This is a genomic window from Thermosynechococcus sp. FA-CM-4201, from assembly GCF_054689355.1.
Genome location: NZ_CP079920.1, coordinates 2,666,192 through 2,683,123 on the forward strand (window position 1 = coordinate 2,666,192; position 16,932 = coordinate 2,683,123).

Annotated in this window: 20 protein-coding genes and 1 tRNA gene; 12 read left to right on the plus strand and 9 right to left on the minus strand. The window is 53.6% G+C overall.

Annotated elements, in window-relative coordinates:
• Positions 1-427: 427 nt before the first annotated feature.
• The 11 genes from KV190_RS13045 to psbZ all read left to right on the plus strand — a co-directional run bounded on the left by KV190_RS13045 (position 428) and on the right by psbZ (position 7,906).
• Positions 428-946: a phycocyanin subunit beta gene (locus KV190_RS13045; protein ID WP_011057792.1), complete on the plus strand. Its 519-nt coding sequence runs from the start codon at positions 428-430 to the stop codon at positions 944-946.
• Positions 947-1,014: 68 nt separating this feature from the next.
• Positions 1,015-1,503, plus strand: coding sequence for a phycocyanin subunit alpha (cpcA, locus tag KV190_RS13050; RefSeq protein WP_149818203.1), 489 nt, complete (start codon positions 1,015-1,017; stop codon positions 1,501-1,503).
• A gap of 113 nt (positions 1,504-1,616) precedes the next feature.
• The gene (locus KV190_RS13055) at positions 1,617-2,480 is read left to right on the plus strand and encodes a phycobilisome linker polypeptide (RefSeq protein ID WP_250683568.1); all 864 of its coding nucleotides are present in this window, start codon (positions 1,617-1,619) and stop codon (positions 2,478-2,480) included.
• Positions 2,481-2,523: 43 nt separating this feature from the next.
• Positions 2,524-2,760, plus strand: coding sequence for a phycobilisome linker polypeptide (locus tag KV190_RS13060; protein ID WP_149818199.1), 237 nt, complete (start codon positions 2,524-2,526; stop codon positions 2,758-2,760).
• A gap of 22 nt (positions 2,761-2,782) precedes the next feature.
• Positions 2,783-3,598, plus strand: coding sequence for a HEAT repeat domain-containing protein (locus KV190_RS13065; protein WP_460193836.1), 816 nt, complete (start codon positions 2,783-2,785; stop codon positions 3,596-3,598).
• Positions 3,595-4,236: a HEAT repeat domain-containing protein gene (locus tag KV190_RS13070; protein ID WP_460193837.1), complete on the plus strand. Its 642-nt coding sequence runs from the start codon at positions 3,595-3,597 to the stop codon at positions 4,234-4,236. Before KV190_RS13065 ends, KV190_RS13070 begins: the two co-directional genes overlap by 4 nt.
• 15 nt (positions 4,237-4,251) lie before the next feature.
• Positions 4,252-5,085 (plus strand): phycobilisome rod-core linker polypeptide, encoded by an 834-nt coding sequence (locus KV190_RS13075; RefSeq protein ID WP_460193838.1) that lies wholly within the window; start codon positions 4,252-4,254, stop codon positions 5,083-5,085.
• A 3-nt stretch (positions 5,086-5,088) separates the two neighbouring features.
• On the plus strand, positions 5,089-5,829 hold the full coding sequence (locus tag KV190_RS13080; RefSeq protein ID WP_302676357.1) for a phycobilisome rod-core linker polypeptide: 741 nt from the start codon (positions 5,089-5,091) through the stop codon (positions 5,827-5,829).
• Positions 5,830-5,862: 33 nt separating this feature from the next.
• Positions 5,863-6,615: a phycobilisome rod-core linker polypeptide gene (locus KV190_RS13085; protein ID WP_460193840.1), complete on the plus strand. Its 753-nt coding sequence runs from the start codon at positions 5,863-5,865 to the stop codon at positions 6,613-6,615.
• Between the two features lie 132 nt (positions 6,616-6,747).
• Positions 6,748-7,602 carry a M23 family metallopeptidase gene (locus KV190_RS13090; protein WP_460193842.1) on the plus strand — a complete coding sequence of 285 codons (855 nt, stop codon included), beginning with the start codon at positions 6,748-6,750 and terminating at the stop codon, positions 7,600-7,602.
• Between the two features lie 115 nt (positions 7,603-7,717).
• On the plus strand, positions 7,718-7,906 hold the full coding sequence (psbZ, locus tag KV190_RS13095; protein WP_181496775.1) for a photosystem II reaction center protein PsbZ: 189 nt from the start codon (positions 7,718-7,720) through the stop codon (positions 7,904-7,906).
• Here the strand turns inward: psbZ and KV190_RS13100 are convergent.
• The 6 genes from KV190_RS13100 to KV190_RS13125 all read right to left on the minus strand — a co-directional run bounded on the left by KV190_RS13100 (position 7,903) and on the right by KV190_RS13125 (position 12,882).
• Positions 7,903-8,679, minus strand: coding sequence for a TrmH family RNA methyltransferase (locus KV190_RS13100; RefSeq protein ID WP_460195296.1), 777 nt, complete (start codon positions 8,677-8,679; stop codon positions 7,903-7,905). The genes psbZ and KV190_RS13100 overlap by 4 nt on opposite strands.
• A complete protein-coding gene (locus KV190_RS13105; protein ID WP_460193844.1) occupies positions 8,679-9,371 on the minus strand; it encodes a type 1 glutamine amidotransferase in 693 nt (230 codons plus the stop codon). The genes KV190_RS13100 and KV190_RS13105 overlap by 1 nt, the downstream gene beginning before the upstream one ends.
• An 8-nt stretch (positions 9,372-9,379) precedes the next feature.
• Positions 9,380-9,850, minus strand: a complete 471-nt coding sequence (locus KV190_RS13110; RefSeq protein WP_460193845.1) for a CAAD domain-containing protein — start codon at positions 9,848-9,850, stop codon at positions 9,380-9,382.
• A 129-nt stretch (positions 9,851-9,979) separates the two neighbouring features.
• Entirely contained in the window at positions 9,980-11,416 is a 1,437-nt protein-coding gene (locus KV190_RS13115; protein ID WP_460193846.1) for a circularly permuted type 2 ATP-grasp protein, read from the minus strand.
• Positions 11,417-11,441: 25 nt separating this feature from the next.
• Positions 11,442-11,669 carry a hypothetical protein gene (locus KV190_RS13120; RefSeq protein WP_024125006.1) on the minus strand — a complete coding sequence of 76 codons (228 nt, stop codon included), beginning with the start codon at positions 11,667-11,669 and terminating at the stop codon, positions 11,442-11,444.
• A gap of 133 nt (positions 11,670-11,802) precedes the next feature.
• The gene (locus tag KV190_RS13125; RefSeq protein ID WP_460193847.1) at positions 11,803-12,882 is read right to left on the minus strand and encodes an RNA-guided endonuclease InsQ/TnpB family protein; all 1,080 of its coding nucleotides are present in this window, start codon (positions 12,880-12,882) and stop codon (positions 11,803-11,805) included.
• A 328-nt stretch (positions 12,883-13,210) separates the two neighbouring features.
• Here KV190_RS13125 and ffh point away from each other — a divergent pair, with 328 nt between their 5' ends.
• Positions 13,211-14,620 (plus strand): signal recognition particle protein, encoded by a 1,410-nt coding sequence (gene ffh / locus KV190_RS13130; RefSeq protein WP_460193848.1) that lies wholly within the window; start codon positions 13,211-13,213, stop codon positions 14,618-14,620.
• Positions 14,621-14,632: 12 nt separating this feature from the next.
• Here the strand turns inward: ffh and KV190_RS13135 are convergent, their stop codons facing one another.
• From KV190_RS13135 to KV190_RS13145, 3 genes are all read right to left on the minus strand, one after another.
• Positions 14,633-16,222, minus strand: coding sequence for a glycoside hydrolase family 57 protein (locus tag KV190_RS13135; RefSeq protein WP_149818172.1), 1,590 nt, complete (start codon positions 16,220-16,222; stop codon positions 14,633-14,635).
• A 189-nt stretch (positions 16,223-16,411) separates the two neighbouring features.
• The gene (locus KV190_RS13140) at positions 16,412-16,579 is read right to left on the minus strand and encodes a hypothetical protein (RefSeq protein WP_460193849.1); all 168 of its coding nucleotides are present in this window, start codon (positions 16,577-16,579) and stop codon (positions 16,412-16,414) included.
• A gap of 230 nt (positions 16,580-16,809) precedes the next feature.
• Positions 16,810-16,882 (minus strand) — tRNA-Phe (locus tag KV190_RS13145).
• Positions 16,883-16,932 lie beyond the last annotated feature (50 nt).

Consider the following 16,932-nt stretch of genomic DNA (forward strand, 5'->3'; position numbering starts at 1 on the left):
CTGAGAACAATGTTAAAGAATCTTCACGAAACTTAGGAAAAACTTAGGACAAATGGCACCAATTTTATGGCGATCGCCAGAACCTTAATTTATCTCACGAAAGTATTTTACAAATTAATAACTACGGCGAAACACGTTTCCCACCGCATTGTATAAGAAATACCTGAAGGGTTTAACAACACGGCTGTTGTTTCCCAGACCCCTTTGCGGAACAACCCATTAGTGATCGTTAGACCTTTCCGGCACGCCCAAGAGCGTTGCACGTTTCTTAAAAAACACACCAAGGATCAGCTTGGTCGCTCTCAGGTTGCTTGGCACAGCCTTTAGGGAGTTGCTGATCAGCCCCCTAAGAATCCTGCGTTATCTCTGTGGGCAGGAATGTCAAGAAGGTCTCACTTCTTTAACAACCTTTAAGGAGAATTGATCCATGCTAGATGCATTTGCCAAAGTTGTCGCTCAGGCCGATGCCCGGGGTGAATTCCTCACCAACGCCCAGTTCGATGCCCTGTCCAACTTGGTGAAAGAAGGCAACAAGCGTCTGGATGCCGTCAACCGCATCACCAGCAATGCCTCCACGATCGTTGCTAACGCTGCTCGTGCCCTCTTTGCAGAGCAACCCCAACTGATCCAACCCGGTGGGAATGCTTACACCAACCGTCGTATGGCTGCTTGCTTGCGCGACATGGAAATCATCTTGCGCTATGTGACCTACGCCATTTTGGCCGGTGACTCCAGCGTACTCGATGATCGCTGCTTGAACGGTCTGCGGGAAACCTACCAAGCCCTTGGTACCCCCGGCTCCTCCGTGGCTGTGGCTATCCAAAAAATGAAAGATGCCGCGATCGCGATCGCCAATGATCCCAATGGCATCACCCCTGGCGATTGCAGCGCCCTGATGTCCGAAATCGCTGGCTATTTTGATCGTGCCGCTGCCGCTGTTGCCTAAGGCACCTTTGACGTTCTCTAACTTTGACCGTTCTGAACACGCACATTTTTTAGGGAGATATTTTATCCATGAAAACGCCGATTACTGAAGCCATTGCCGCCGCCGATACCCAAGGTCGTTTCCTCAGCAACACCGAACTGCAAGCGGTTGACGGTCGCTTCAAGCGCGCTGTGGCCAGCATGGAAGCTGCTCGCGCCCTGACCAACAATGCTCAGAGCCTGATTGACGGCGCAGCCCAAGCGGTGTACCAAAAATTCCCCTACACCACCACCATGCAAGGCTCTCAATATGCCTCGACCCCCGAAGGCAAAGCCAAGTGCGCCCGTGACATCGGCTACTACCTGCGGATGGTGACCTACTGCCTCGTTGCTGGTGGCACTGGTCCCATGGATGAGTACCTCATTGCTGGCTTGTCTGAAATCAACAGCACGTTTGATCTCTCCCCAAGCTGGTATGTGGAAGCTCTGAAATACATCAAAGCCAATCATGGCTTGACGGGCCAAGCTGCGGTGGAAGCCAACGCCTACATCGACTACGCCATTAACGCCCTCAGCTAATAGGCGTTTCCCTTCGTTGCCCGGTGAGGTAAGCAGATGTTGTCGGCGTTGGGCTGACCCTTTGTTTACAACACCGGGCTTGTTTGTACCCTCGATATTTAGGAGTTTGTACCGTGGCTATTACTGCTGCTGCTTCGCGCTTGGGTACCTCCGCCTTCAGTGATGCTCCTCGGGTGGAGCTGCGTGCCAACTGGAGCGAGGAAGATCTAGAGACTGTCATCCGTGCCGTTTACCGTCAGGTCTTGGGCAATGACTATGTCATGGCATCGGAGCGTTTGGTGAGTGCGGAGTCACTGTTGCGCAATGGCAAAATTACCGTGCGGGAGTTTGTGCGCGCAGTGGCCAAGTCGGAACTATACAAAGAGAAGTTTCTCTACGGCAATTTTCAAACCCGTGTCATTGAACTGAACTATAAACATTTGTTGGGGCGGGCACCCTACGACGAGTCGGAAGTGATCTTCCACTTGGATCTCTACGAAAATGAGGGCTTTGATGCCGACATTGACTCCTACATTGACTCCCCCGAATACACCGACAGCTTTGGGGATTGGGTCGTGCCCTACTATCGCGGCTTTAATACGCAGCCGGGGCAAAAAACCGTCGGCTTTAACCGCATGTTCCGTCTCTATCGCGGCTATGCCAATAGCGATCGCGCCCAAGCAGAAGGCAGCATGTCCCGTTTAGCGCGGGATTTGGCCACCAACAGTCCCAATACGGTGGTGCCGCCTTCGAGTAGCGATACCGCCTTTGCCTACTACACCCCCAGTGCCGATGTTCCCCCACGGGCTTGTTTGGGTGGTTCCTTTGGTGAAAGTGGTCGCGTCTATCGCATTGAAGTGGCGGGCATTCGCCAACCGGGCTATCCGGGGGTGCGCCGCAGCAGTACCGCCTTCTTGGTGCCCTATGAGCAACTGTCGAGCAAAATGCAGCAGCTTCAGCGCACGGGTGCTCGCATTGTCAGTGTCAATCCTGCCTAGGAATGTTTGTTTAGCGTCCTTTTGAGATTGGGAGTCAGGTGTCATGTTTGGTCAAACTGCGTCTGGAAGTGCTGCCCTTAGCCCCTCCGGCGCTCGCGTTTTCCGCTACGAGGTTGTGGGTCTGCGTCAAAACGAAGAAACCGACAAAATGGGGTTTCCGATTCGGCGCAGCGGGAGCACCTTTATTACGGTGCCCTACAACCGCATGAATGAAGAGATGCAGCGCATTACCCGCATGGGGGGCAAAATCGTTTCCATTACCCCCGTGGTCGCCTCCTAAGTGGCTGAGGTCTGGAGAGGGAATGACGGCGGTCTCTGAACCGGTACAACTCACGGTTCCCCAAATGCTGGCGCAGCTTCAGGGGACGGATACCAGTCTCCGCTACTATGCGGCGTGGTGGCTGGGGAAGTTTGGCCTAGAAACGGCAACGGCAGCGGAGCGGCAGGCCATTGTCAGTGCGTTGATAGCGGCTTTAGCCGATGAGGCCGATCGCACAGAATTGGGGGGCTACCCGCTGCGGCGCAATGCAGCCCGTGCCTTGGGTAAGTTGAGCGATCGCCAAGCCGTACCGGCCTTAATTGAGTGCTTGCGCTGTGAGGATTTTTATGTCCGTGAGGCGGCGGCCATTGCCCTTGGTCAGTTGGGAGATCCCCAAGCGATCGCGCCCCTACAAGCGCTCCTCGAAGGGGGTGTGGCGATGGCGCGGCTCGTCCCCGGTCGCCCGCATCTGGTGCAGCCGGTGGAAGCTGTGATTGAAAGCTTAGGTCACCTCGGTGCCACTGAAGCCATTGCTCTGATTGAGCCATTCTTGACCCATGAGATGCCGCGAGTCCAATTTGCTGCTGCGCGGGCACTTTTTCAGCTCACGGGGGCAGCGGAATATGGCGATCGCTTGCTAGCGGCTCTCAACAGTGAGGATGTGCAACTGCGGCGGACAGCGCTTCTGGATTTGGGAGCGATGGGCTATCTACCAGCAGTAGAGGCCATTTTGCACTCAGGTGTTGAGGCGAGCTTCAAGCTCATTGCCCTCCACGGCATCCTCAGCAAGCAACTGCGGCAGGCTGCCCCAGCCGAACAGACCCTCTCCCTCTTTCAAGGATTGGATCAACTGCTGTGAGTGATCTGCATACCTATATCCATGCCGTTGAGACCGCCACCTCTGCCTCGGCGCTATGCGAGGCGGTGATTCAGCTTGCCCAGCAAAAAGACACCGCTGCCATTCCCACGCTGATTGCCGTTTTGGGGTACAACAACCCCGCTGCTGCCCAAGCCGCTGTGGCAGGCCTCATTGCCCTTGGAGATGCTGTCGTGGAGCCGCTGTTGGCACAGTTGGATGGGTACAACTACGGTGCCCGGGCCTATGGGGTGCGGGTTTTGGGGAGTATTGGTCATCCTGCCGCCCTGCGGGTCTTATTGGCTGCTGCGCAGTCGGATTTTGCCCCCAGTGTTCGCCGTGCCGCCACAAAGGCCTTAGGAACGCTCCGCTGGCAGTTAATCCTTGAGGAGACGGCCAGAGAGGCTCAATTAAGGGAAGCACTCACAGTTCTCCAGCGCAACAGTGAAGCAGCGGATTGGGCGGTTCGCTATGCCGTGGGCGTTGCCCTCGATCATCTGCATCAGCAGGCGGCTGCGCGTGCCATTCGGGACGCTGTGCGTTTACTCCTCAATCATTTGAGCGATCGCGACCCCGACATTGTTGTGCGTTCCCGTTGTCAACTTGCCCTCCAAAGGGACTCTCTGTCCATGCACACCTAAAAGGATTGGAAAGTTATGTCGTTACCCTTGCTGGCTGTGAAGCCCAGAACCCTTGACCAGCGGGTGGTCAGTTATGAAGTCCCCGCCGAGGATGATCCCGTCATCTACCGCCTCACCGATGCCACCGATGCCGCAGACGTGGATGCCCTGATTTGGGCCGCCTATCGCCAAATTTTCAGTGAGCACCTGATTTTGGCCTCCTACCGTCAGCCCTTCCTAGAATCCCAACTGCGCAATCGTGCCATTTCCGTACAGGATTTTATCCGTGGCTTGGGTAAGTCCGAGGTCTATCGCGAGCAAGTGGCAGCCGTCAACTCCAATTACCGCCTCGTGGATGTCTCCTTCAAGCGATTCCTTGGCCGCCCCACCTATGGCCAGCAGGAGCAGATTGCTTGGTCAATTATTCTAGCTACCCGTGGCCTAGAAGGATTTATTGATGCCTTGGTGGACAGCGACGAGTACCAGCAAAACTTTGGTGCCGATATTGTCCCCTACCAACGGCGGCGGCGCATGGCGCGTCCTTTTAACCTCGTTAATCCCCGCTACAGCGACTATTGGCGCAACAAGGAAATGTCCCTCAGTGGCCGTTCCTACTATCAAGTGCGCTACTACACCGCAGGGCCACTGGACAAGCAAATTATCCGGGGGGCGATTCCAGCCAACTTCCTCTCTATGGCGCGTTCAATTGTGGTGCCCACCCTCGATACCCAACGCCATGTGGCACGGGCTACCTCCAGTTTGGTGACGGTTCCCAACACGACTCAAGAGCGGGATCTGCCGCCGACACCGGTCAAACCTGTGCCCGTTGCGTTGCCCTACCGTTATTTGCCCTCTCAACCAAAGGTGTAAGCCATGACGATTCCCTTGCTCAGCTATGCCCCGAGTTCCCAAAATCAGCGGGTACCGGGCTATGAAGTGCCCAATGAAGACACCCCTTGGCGCTATTCCCTTGAGGATGCAGTGGATCAGTCGGATATTGATGAACTGATTTGGGCCGCCTATCGCCAAGTGTTTAGTGAACACGTTGTCCTCAAGAGTACCCGCCAGCCCCATCTGGAGTCCCAACTGGCCAATCGTGCCATTTCGGTACGCGATTTTATTCGCGGCTTGGCCAAATCCGAGACATTCCGCCGCTTGGTGGTGGAGACCAATTCCAACTATCGCTTGGTGGAAATTGCCCTGAAGCGGCTCCTTGGGCGTGCTCCCTACAACAAAGATGAAGAACTGGCGTGGTCGATTCGCATTGCCACCGACGGTTGGCAGAACTTTGTCGATACCCTTGTGGACAGTGACGAATATACGCAAAACTTTGGCGATAACACGGTGCCCTACCAGCGTCGTCGCTATAAAGATCGCCCCTTTAATCTGGTGACCCCTCGCTATGGTGACTACTGGCGCGATAAGTTAGAGAACAGTCGCTACAAGTGGGGCGACATTCGCAATTTCTTGGAGATGGCACGATCGGTCAAGGTGACGCCTGTGCAGTTCAAGCCGGTCTCCACGGCCAATGTGCAAATCCCCGATACCACGCGGCGCGATCGCCCGACTGTACCGGCGTCGATCAACCCGACGGCGACCTTTCCGCTGCGCTAGCTATTGTTTCACTCTTTGACTTGGGAGAGATCCATGGACTTACCTCTACTCGCCTACAAGCCCACGACTCAAAACCACCGTGTCGCTAGCTTTGGCACTGCCGATCAAAACGAAGATACCCCCTATATCTATCGTCTTGAGGATGCGGCCTCCTACTCGGAAATCCGCGAGGTGATCTGGGCCTGCTATCGGCAGGTGTTTAGTGAGCATGCTACCTTGGCCTTTAACCGTCAAATCACCTTGGAATCCCAATTAGTGAACCGAGTGATTACGGTGCGGGACTTCATTCGCGGTCTGGCCAAATCAGAGCGCTTCTACAATACGGTGGTGGCTGTGAATGACAACTACCGCTTGGTGGATGTTTGCCTGCGGCGGTTCTTGGGGCGTAGTGCCTACAACGAAGAGGAAAAAATTGCTTGGTCAATTAAAATCGGCACCCTTGGCTTCTATGGCTTTGTCGATGCCCTCCTCGACAGTGAGGAATACACCAATGCCTTTGGTGACTTTACGGTGCCCTACCAGCGCAAGCGGATGGAGGGACGTCCCTTTAACCTCGTGACGCCGCGCTATGGCTTTGAATACCGCGACAAAGTGGGTACCACTACCACAGATTGGCGGTTTACACTGGAGAAATTCTACGATCGCAAGTTCCAAGAGCGGCGGCTACCGGAGGGCGACCCCCGCAAATACCGCGATTTGGCAGCAGCGATCGCGCCCAAGACTCGCTATGCCCAGCAGTTGCGTGCCGCTGATATTGACTACCTCGCCAAAGTGCCCCGCCGTTAAATCGGGTTCAGGAATGTGCTAATCCTACAGCCGTCGGTGAATTAACTGGCGGCTTTTTTCATTTAATGAATTTGTTGGAACGTCAGCATATCTTTAACGGTCTAACTTTGGGTTTCCTTTTCCTCTAAAGTTATGAGCGATCGCCTTCTCCCGTGGCTAGTACCCGCCATTATCACTGCCACCGTTCTGCCCGCCAGTAGTCAAGTTACGATTCCGCTGACGGTCACCGTCAGTCCCGATCGCGCTGTTTTGGGAGATACGCTGGCCATTGTGGTCAACGCTTCAGAACAGCCCACAGTCGAGGTGGCGGGCAAAACCCTGCCGGTCTTCTCCATTGGCCCACAGCAATGGCGTGCGTTTGTGGCAACAACACCACTACAGACCCCCGGCCGCCGTTCATTGGTGGTTCGGGCAGGAAATGAAACCCGCAATATGTTGCTGTGGGTGGGCGATCGCTCCTTTCCTGTACAAAGTATTTGGCTCCCACCGGGCAAAGACTCCTCAGGAACGGATTTTGAATTTGATCGCGTGGATGCCTTTAAGGCACTGGTCACCCCCGAAAAACTCTGGCAAGGTGCCTTTCGCCGCCCCAACAGTGGCCCTGTGACCACACCCTACGGCGTGCGGCGGTATTACAATGGGGTTTTTGCCAAGGACTACTTCCATCGCGGTTTGGACTATGCAGGCCCCAAGGGATCACCCGTAGTAGCGGCGCAGCGGGGGCGAGTGGCCTTAGTGGGGCGAGAATCCCAAGGATTTCTGATCCATGGCAACACGATCGGTATTGATCATGGACAGGGGGTGCTGACGATTTACCTGCACCTCGATCAAATCCACGTCCAAGAGGGACAAATGGTTGAGGCGGGGCAAGTCATTGGTACGGTTGGCAATACGGGTGCCTCCACAGGACCCCATTTGCACTGGGGACTGTACGTTAATGGCGAGTGCGTTGATCCGCGATCGTGGCTGGCTCAGGGCTGGCAATAGTTGCGATATAACTCGCTGCTGAGCCTAGTTTAGGGTCAAGAAATGGGCGATAATGCTAGTTCAGAGGTAGCCGCTTCGCTACCATTGCCGCTGATAAGATTGGGAGTTAGCAACAATGACGATTCTCTTTCAACTGGCTCTTGCTGCCCTTGTCATCCTCTCCTTTGTGATGGTGGTGGGTGTGCCAGTGGCCTACGCCTCTCCCCAAGATTGGGATCGCTCAAAGCAGTTAATTTTTCTTGGCTCCGGGCTATGGATTGCCCTAGTGCTGGTGGTGGGCGTTCTCAACTTCTTTGTGGTTTAGTCCAGCGAGCGTTGGCGATAAACTTCGTACAAGAGCACTGCCGTGGCGATCGCCACATTCAAGGATTCAACATTTGGCTCCTGTGGAATCCGCAGTGCCGTAAAGCTGAGATCTTGGTAGGCCGGGGGTAATCCTTGGCCTTCATTTCCCATGACCAGCAACGTGGGTTGACGAAAATCCGCCTGCCAATAGATCAGTGGCGCGGTTGGTAATGTGATGACAATTTGCCATCCTTGGGCTTGGTAGGCTTTGAGAGTTGCCAAACCATCGCTAACGGTTTGCATCGGTAGGCGAAACCACTGGCCGGCACTGGCACGCAACACTTTTGGATGGGTCATGTCCACGCAATCGGGGGTCAGCAATAGCCCCTCAACGCCCACGGCGGCAGCGGTGCGAATAATCGTTCCCAAATTGCCCGGATCCTGAAGTGTGACTAAGCACAGACCTAAACGCTGGAGTGGCAGGGTAGGAAGGGGTGTATAGTCGACAACAGCAACGACGCCATCGGGAGTGGTTGTCGTACAGAGGGCAGTCAGTACCTCTTCACTGACTTCAACGGCGCGATCGCTCCTGTGGACAACCTGCTGCCAAAATGTTGGTGATTGCTTTGCTTGCCAAGCGCTGGTATAGCAAACCACCGATAAACGATAGCCGGCTGCCAGCGCCTCTTGGAGCAAATGAGTCCCCTCTAAAAGCAAGTGCCCTTGGCGATATTTACGGTGGTGCAGCTTACGGATCGAGCGCACCAAGGGATTCTGCCGACTGGTAATGATCACGACTGAATCCAGCGCTCAAGTAAACGTTCTAAATAGGGGGTCAAGAGTGCTGTTTGTGCCGCTTGAGCTTGAATTTCTGTGGCCGATTGAATGTAAGGACCGGGGACTAGCTCGTGCTGACAGTGCTGAATCAACTCCCCAAGACTGGCGGGGGTTACTTCTAAGTGAAACTGAAGACCAACAACGCGATCGCCCCACAAGAATCCCTGCTGCGGACAGGTGGCACTTTTGGCGAGAGGAATCGCGCCCGGGGGGAGGCTAAACATCTCCCCATGCCAATGCAGCACCGTCAGTTGGGATGGCCAATTCTGAAACCATGGATGTGCTTGGGCGGCTGCTGTCAGTTCAATGGGAAACCAGCCGATTTCCTTTGTGGGTGCTGCGGTGACCTCTGCCCCTAGGACTTGTGCCAAGAGCTGAGCACCAAGGCAAATCCCGAAAATGGGTAACCCGTTGGCGATCGCTTGGCGCAAAAAGGCTTTTTCAGCCCCTAACCACGGATAAACAGCCTCATCGTGTACCCCCATGGGGCCGCCCATCACGATCAGCGCATCCACCTCCGTCAATGCGGGTAGCGGCTCGCCCGCATAGAGATGACTGCCTTGCCAATCAAAACCACGGGCGATCGCCCACTGCGCAATATGGGCGGGGGTCTCAAAGGGCACGTGCTGGAGGTAGTGCAGCCGCATGAATTCCCTTAAGAAGAACTGCCGCCTTCATTGCCAAGGATACGGGATTTATACTCGTTCACCTTTTGCCCTAATTCACGGCGACCGGATTCAAAGAGGACATAGCGATAGAGAAACCAACAAGTGTAGCCAAAGCCCACGAGTTCACAGGTCGGCCCTAGGAGGGGAATGGCATTTACCACTTCCAAAATAGCAACCGCTAGTGCCACAAAAGGAACAGTGGCGAGAATGATGAGGAGGGTGCGCAGGGGCTGCTTGTATTCCCCCAGAAAGGCACTAACCTGATCGGGGAAGACCGTGAGGAGCCAATAGAGTTTTTCACGAGCCTGTTGCCACTGTTCATCCGTGAGACCGCCCACCTTCGGCGGTGCTGGCTGAGACTCTACTTCCGCTAAGGGTGCTGGTGCCGGCGTTGGTTCAAAAATAGGCTTTTCCGTATGGGTGGTTTCTGTGGTTGGGGATGTCTCAAATTCATTCATGCGCTTAAGTTCCTTCAGTACCTCAGCAAGTTTAGGCTAAGTTCACCGATCAGCGTTGGCTAATAGCTAATAATTGTTTAACATAGGTGGTGCCTTACCGCTAGCATCCCCTGTCCCCAAAAGACGGCTCTAATCATTAAGCACCCAAGTATCCTTGCTCCCGCCCCCTTGGGAAGAATTCACCACCAATGAGCCACGCTTCATCGCCACCCGCGTCAGGCCACCGGGATGAACATAAATTTCCTTACCGTACAGGATATAGGGGCGTAAGTCCACATGGCAGCCGACAATTTCATCCCCCAGCAGGGTGGGCACGCGCGACAGCGAAAGGGTGGGCTGGGCAATGTAGTTGCGGGGATTGGCTTTGATCCGCTCTGCAAATTCTGCCCGCTGCTCAGCAGTCGATTGACAACCAATGAGCATGCCATAGCCGCCGGACTCGTTGGCGGATTTCACCACCAGGGAATCGAGGTTCTTGAGCACATGATCCAACTGTTGTGGCTCCCAGCACAGGTAGGTGGGCACATTGGGTAGTAGGGGTTCTTCACTGAGGTAATAGCGAATCATTTGCGGCACATAGGCATAAATCACCTTGTCATCAGCCACGCCAGTTCCGAGGGCATTGGCGATCGCGACCCGCCCTTGGCGATAAACCTCCATCAGACCCCTGACCCCCAGCATCGAATCAGGACGAAATACCGCTGGATCAATGAAGTCATCATCAATACGGCGATAGACCACATCCACGCGCTTCAGACCCTTGGTTGTGCGCATTTGTAGGTAACCATCGGCCACCACCAGATCCCGCCCTTCCACGAGCGTCACCCCCATTTGCTGAGCAAGGAAGGAATGCTCAAAATAGGCGGAATTGTACATCCCCGGCGTCAGTACCACCACTGTCGCATCCGGTAGGCCGGGGGGCGCAAGGTTCAACAGCGTTTCCAGTAGATGGCTGGGGTACTCGTCCACGGGTTGAATGTGCAGTTCTTTGAAGACAAGGGGAAACGTGCTTTTCATCACGCGGCGGTTTTCCAGCACATAGGAGACCCCCGAAGGGCAACGCAGGTTATCCTCGAGGACATAGAAGGTGCCATCGCGATCGCGCACTAAGTCGGTACCCGTAATATGGCACCAAATGCCCCCCGGTGGCTTCAGGTCATGGCAAGGACGCAGATAGCCCTTGGCCGACTCAATCAGTTCCCGTGGAATGACACCATCTTTAATAATTTTTTGATCGCCATAGACATCAGCAATAAATGTATTGAGCGCCGCAATCCGTTGCTTGAGACCCCGTTCAAGGGCTTGCCACTCTTGGGCGGGAATGACACGCGGCAGAATATCAAAGGGCATGATCCGCTCGGTGCCTTCAGCAGCACCATAGACCGTAAATGTAGCGCCAATATTAAACATCACCTGTTGTGCCATTTTTTGGCGCTGTTGCAGTTCTCCCGGCGGTAGCGATCGCGCCCGTTGTAACAGCGGTTCAATAAAAGGTCGTGGCTGGCCTTTGGCTAGAAACCACTCGTCGTAAAAGTCTCCCGGATCGTAGTTATCAAATTCCAGCATTGATCTTCCTTGGTGGCGATTTCCCTCAATGGTCTTGCTCGAGAGGAGTCGGCAAATCTGACACCGCCACTAAATGAAACCCCATTTGACAGCGAAAGTGTTGACATCCCGCTTCAGCAGTACTCCCTAGAGGCGCCCCACAACGGAGCTGACCCTCCTGCCAGCGGGGTTGGCCTTGGCGATCGGCAAACAAGCAGGATTGACACACAGACTGTGACGGTAAAATCTGATTTTGGGTGAGGATCACAAGCATTGGACACCTCCCGCCGATCAGAGCCTTTAATAGGCCGTCTTTATAGAACCTGATAAAAATAAAGACTCTAACCCTAATGTTCTTATCTTACCGTAAACTTCCCACCGACCAAGGTCGGGGACTTTCAGTAGCCCTAGGCCATTGGACAAGCCAAATAGCCTGAACTTCCAGCGAGCGTTACGGACTCGCCCAATAAGGCAATCACAGAGGCACCATTCAGATCAGCATCACCAACCCAGCCACAATGACCACAAGCAAACTTTTTGCCATTTCGATAGGACCGACAAGGATCAGGATGAATATGCAGGCATCGATGGCAAGTTTGGCTAGTATAGGCTGGATTGACCGTCACCCACCTCACGCCGTCTCGCAGACATTTGTACTCAATAAACTGCCGCAACTGATAGAACGACCAGCTATTGGAGCGTCTGCGTTCGGTTTTGCTTCGGGGTTGCTGATTCAGGCGCTCCCGAATTCCCGTCAAGTCCTCAATCGCGATCACCGCATTGAGCGCTTTCGCTTCACGGACAATTGCAGCACTGATCGAATGGTTGAGCCACTGTTGAAAGCGTTGTTCTTTACCCGCCAGCCGTTTCAAGAGTTTTCGGCAAGATCGCCGCGAACTTCTCGTGCCCTGCGAGGCTCGTTTTTGAATCGACGCTCTCACTCGATGAAATTTATCTCGAAGTTCGTTTAATTGATTCCCATCCCAACCTCCACCTGTACTGGTTTTAGCAATCTCTCGTCGCCCCAAATCCACACCAATGACGGTGCTCGGTTCAGAAGGTTCAGGAACCTCTTCGGTTAATTGGATGTGGATATAGTAGGAGCCATCCCGATGTTTGCACAACTGAGCAGATGTGGGCTTTCGCCCTCTCAACTTGTCCCTTTGGTATTCACCCATATCGAGCCGAATGGTCTCTCGACCCTCCAACAGAGTCAGGCTCACCGCCCCATCTTTTTCCTTAAAGGTAAAGATGCGAGCATCAAAATCTGCTGAAGTTGGCTTGAATTCTTTAACCGCTTTACCTTTCAGCTTGGCGGTCTTGCGGTTGGCTCCGACTCTGGCACAGACCCGAACTGCTTGATTAGCGCTTAACCCAAACCGAGAACGAAGTTCCTGATAAACCCTGTTTTGAATGGTGATCTTATTCGTTACGGTCGGCTGAACGGTTTTGTTGGCAAAGTTGCAAGCATCTGCAAACGCTTTCAAGAATCTCTCGATTTTGAGACACTGTTCAGGAGTGGTTTGAAGCTTGCAAACGACTGTTAGGGTCTGTTCCATAGATAAAATTGTATCAACTCTAGCACCGACTAAAGTCGTCTCTGTCTTTCCTCCCCGTACTAAAGTACCGGGCTTCCAGACATAAATCTGATGAAAGCCTAGCGGATACGGTTGACGACCACTGCTAACTTTGCTACAAATTGCAACTTGCAGCCCTTTGCTTAAATTGGCAGCCAAGACGGTATGGGGAAGACGGTTTGCTACCATAGATACTCTAAGACTCATGAAATTCTTGTCGCCCCTTGAGCTGTAATCCATGTTTGACGCCCTTGCCGAACGCCTTGAATCTGCTTGGAAAACCCTACGGGGTCAAGACAAAATTACGGAAAACAATATCCAAGAAGCTCTTAGAGAAGTGCGCCGTGCCCTATTAGAGGCCGATGTCAACCTACAGGTCGCTAAAGACTTTATTGAAAATGTGCGGCAGCGGGCGATCGGTGCCGAGGTGATTGCCGGGGTTCGTCCCGATCAGCAATTTATCAAAATTGTTTACGACGCCCTCGTTGAGGTCATGGGGGAATCCCACAGTCCCCTTGCTCACGTGGCGCCACCGCCCACGATTATTCTCATGGCAGGTTTACAGGGAACGGGGAAAACCACTGCCACAGCAAAGCTCGCCCTGCACCTGCGCAAAGAACGCCGCAGCACCCTCTTGGTGGCCACTGATGTCTATCGTCCCGCTGCGATTGATCAGTTGATCACCCTCGGCAAACAAATTGACGTGCCCGTGTTTGAGATGGGTACAGAAGTTAGCCCCGTGGAAATTGCTCGCCAAGGGGTGGCCAAAGCCAAGGAACTCGGTGTGGATACCGTGATTATTGACACAGCGGGGCGCCTACAAATTGATGCCGACATGATGGCGGAACTGGCAGCCATTAAGGACGCGGTACAACCCCACGAAACCCTCTTAGTGGTGGATGCGATGACGGGGCAAGAGGCAGCCAACCTCACCCGTGCCTTCCATGAGCAGGTGGGGATTACCGGAGCCATTCTCACTAAACTGGATGGCGATACACGCGGTGGTGCAGCTCTCTCGGTGCGTCAAGTCTCCGGCCAACCGATTAAGTTTATTGGTGTCGGTGAAAAAGTTGAGGCTCTCCAGCCTTTCTATCCCGATCGCTTGGCCTCTCGCATCTTGGGGATGGGGGATGTCCTCACCCTAGTGGAAAAAGCCCAAGAGGAAGTGGACTTGGCCGATGCCGAAAAAATGTCCCGCAAAATCCTCGAAGCCCAGTTTGACTTTGATGACTTCCTCAAGCAACTGCGCCTACTAAAAAATATGGGTTCCCTTGCGGGAATTATGAAGCTCATCCCCGGCATGAATAAAATTTCAACGGAGCAACTCCAGCAGGGGGAAGTGCAACTCAAACGGGCGGAAGCCATGATTAACTCCATGACCCGCGAAGAGCGCCGCAATCCTGAACTTCTGGCTAGTTCCCCCAGTCGCCGTGAACGGGTTGCCAAAGGTTCTGGTTATCAAGTGGCCGATGTCACAAAGTTGGTCAGCGATTTCCAGCGCATGCGATCGCTGATGCAGCAGATGGGTCAAGGGGGCTTTCCGGGAATGGGTATGCCGGGTATGAACCCAATGGCTCGAGGGGGACGTGCTCAGACTCCCAAAAAGCCCAAGAAGCAAAAGAAACGCAAAGGCTTTGGCGCTCTTTAGGCACTACCCCGACTACAAGGGGCGATAGACCCGATAGTTAATGTGGGGGAAGATATTGTCAATGGCTTCCACCTTTTCCAACCAGCCGGCATCAATTTTTTGTGCCTTGATGTCATCGTAGAGCTTGTGGAAGCGCATCAGGTGGCTACGGGTGCGGCGAACCGCATAGGGCACCATCGTTCCCGTCCGCATAATAAAGGCCCAGTCTGAGGATTGAGCAAGGAGTAATTCCCGTGCCGCTTGGTTGAGGGCGCGCCAACTCAGTTCATCCCACGGCTCCCCCTTGGCCAGTTCAATCATCCGTTCAGCAGCCTTATGAAGGTGGGGGTAAATCCAAGCATTGGTGTCATTCAGCCAGTATTCATGAAAGCCCTTGTAGCCCCAACTGGACTGGGAAGGACGGCACACCTGCTGGGTGGGATGGGCGCGCAGATAGTCTGCCAAGTGGGTCATGGCAAAGGTGTCTTGGTCAAACCAGACCTTGCGGAAGAGAAAGTCAAGGAACCAAGGCCCTTCATACCACCAGTGACCATAGAGTTCAGCATCGTAGGGAGAGACCACAATCGGCGGACGCTGCATCAGGTGGTGCAGGTAGCGAATTTGATTTTCGCGGTTAAACATGAAATTAGCAGCGTGCTCAGCCGCCTTTTCCCGTGCCCAATAGGGGTCGTAGAGTTGCTTGTCCCCTAAACCAAGACCGCGCCCCGTAATTTTGTGGTACTTAATCCCCGTATTTTTGCGTTGGCCATTGGGCATGATGTAGGGCTTGATGTATTCGTACTCCGCTTCCCAGCCCAAGTCCTTGTAGAACTCACGGTATTCAGGCGCCCCCGGATAGCCCACCTCTGACGACCACACCTGCTGGGAAGATTCATGATCACGACCAAAGGCAGCCACCCCAGTTTCGGTGAAAATAGGCGCATAGGTGCCAAAGCGAGGCCGGGGACGGGCATAGAGAATACCGTGGCCATCGGTAATGAAATAGCGCAAACCCGCATCGGCAAGCATTCGCTCTAGGCCTTCGTAATAGGCGCACTCTGGCAGCCAAATGCCCTTGGGCGGGCGGCCAAAGGTTTGTTCATAGTGCTCACAGGCCACTTGCAGTTGTGCCCACACCGCTTGGGGATACATTTTCATGAGGGGCAGGTAGCCGTGGGTGGCACCACAGGTAATGATTTCAAGGTTATTGGTGTCTTGAAACTGCTTAAAAGCCTTGACGAGGTCGCGATCGTAGTTTTCCCATGTCTGCCGTACGCGGTTGAATTCTTGGGCATAGTGCTCGGCAAGGTAGCGGATGTGGCCATTGTAGGTATTGCGCTCTACCTCTAGTTCCGCCAGTTCCTCTAATTTCGCTAAGTGCTGGTCGTAGCGTTCCTGAAGTAGCGGATCCCGCAGCATTGAAATTAATGGCGGCGTCATACTCATTGTGATTTTGAAGTCCACGCCGTCACGCTTTAGCCCCTCAAACATCCAGATCAGGGGCACATAGGTTTCGGTAATCGCCTCAAAGAGCCACTCTTCTTCTAAAACGTAGTCACTCTCGGGGTGGCGGACAAAGGGGAGGTGAGCATGCAAAACCAGCGCTAAATAACCAATTGCCATAGGAAGTTTGCCTATTTATGTATTTGGGACAACGGCAGGGGATCAATGAGATCAGTTGAGTCTCCCTCATCTTAGGCGAAATAGCCAAATCTGCAACGCTAAATTTTTATCTTTTCTTCAGATTTATCGTTACTTTATCAAAAGCGTGGCGTGTCAAAGAACAACAGCTTAGTGATTAAGCCAGCAGCGTCACCAAGAACCCCCACAGACGGGCATCGGTTCCATCCTGCCGTTTGACAATCTGCTAGTGGCAATGTGAATATCTAGCTTTTTGTCCATTGCCTGAATCGTGGCCTGCAACCCTTGGATGGCATCCAACACTTGACTCAATTCAGACCGTGTTACAGGTTCACTCATGATTGACCCCTTGCATCAATTCCTTTTTGACCGCCTCAGAGAGAACGCCCCCTACGCCAATCTACCACCATGGCTTTAAGTGTCCTATGACAATCTTGCCTAAATCTTGCCTAAATTTTGGGGGTCAAATAGCCATCATCAGTCGGAATTAGCAAGGAATCAAAAAATATGCGAGTTCTGAAACCCTTGATATTTCTAGGGTTTAGGGATGGTTTGCTTCCTGTGTCAGATGCCAGGAGCCAGAATTGAACTGGCGACACGAGGATTTTCAGTCCTCTGCTCTACCAACTGAGCTATCCCGGCTTGAAAGTGCTTTATGATTCTAGCAAGCGTCTAGGTGCTATGACAAGTCT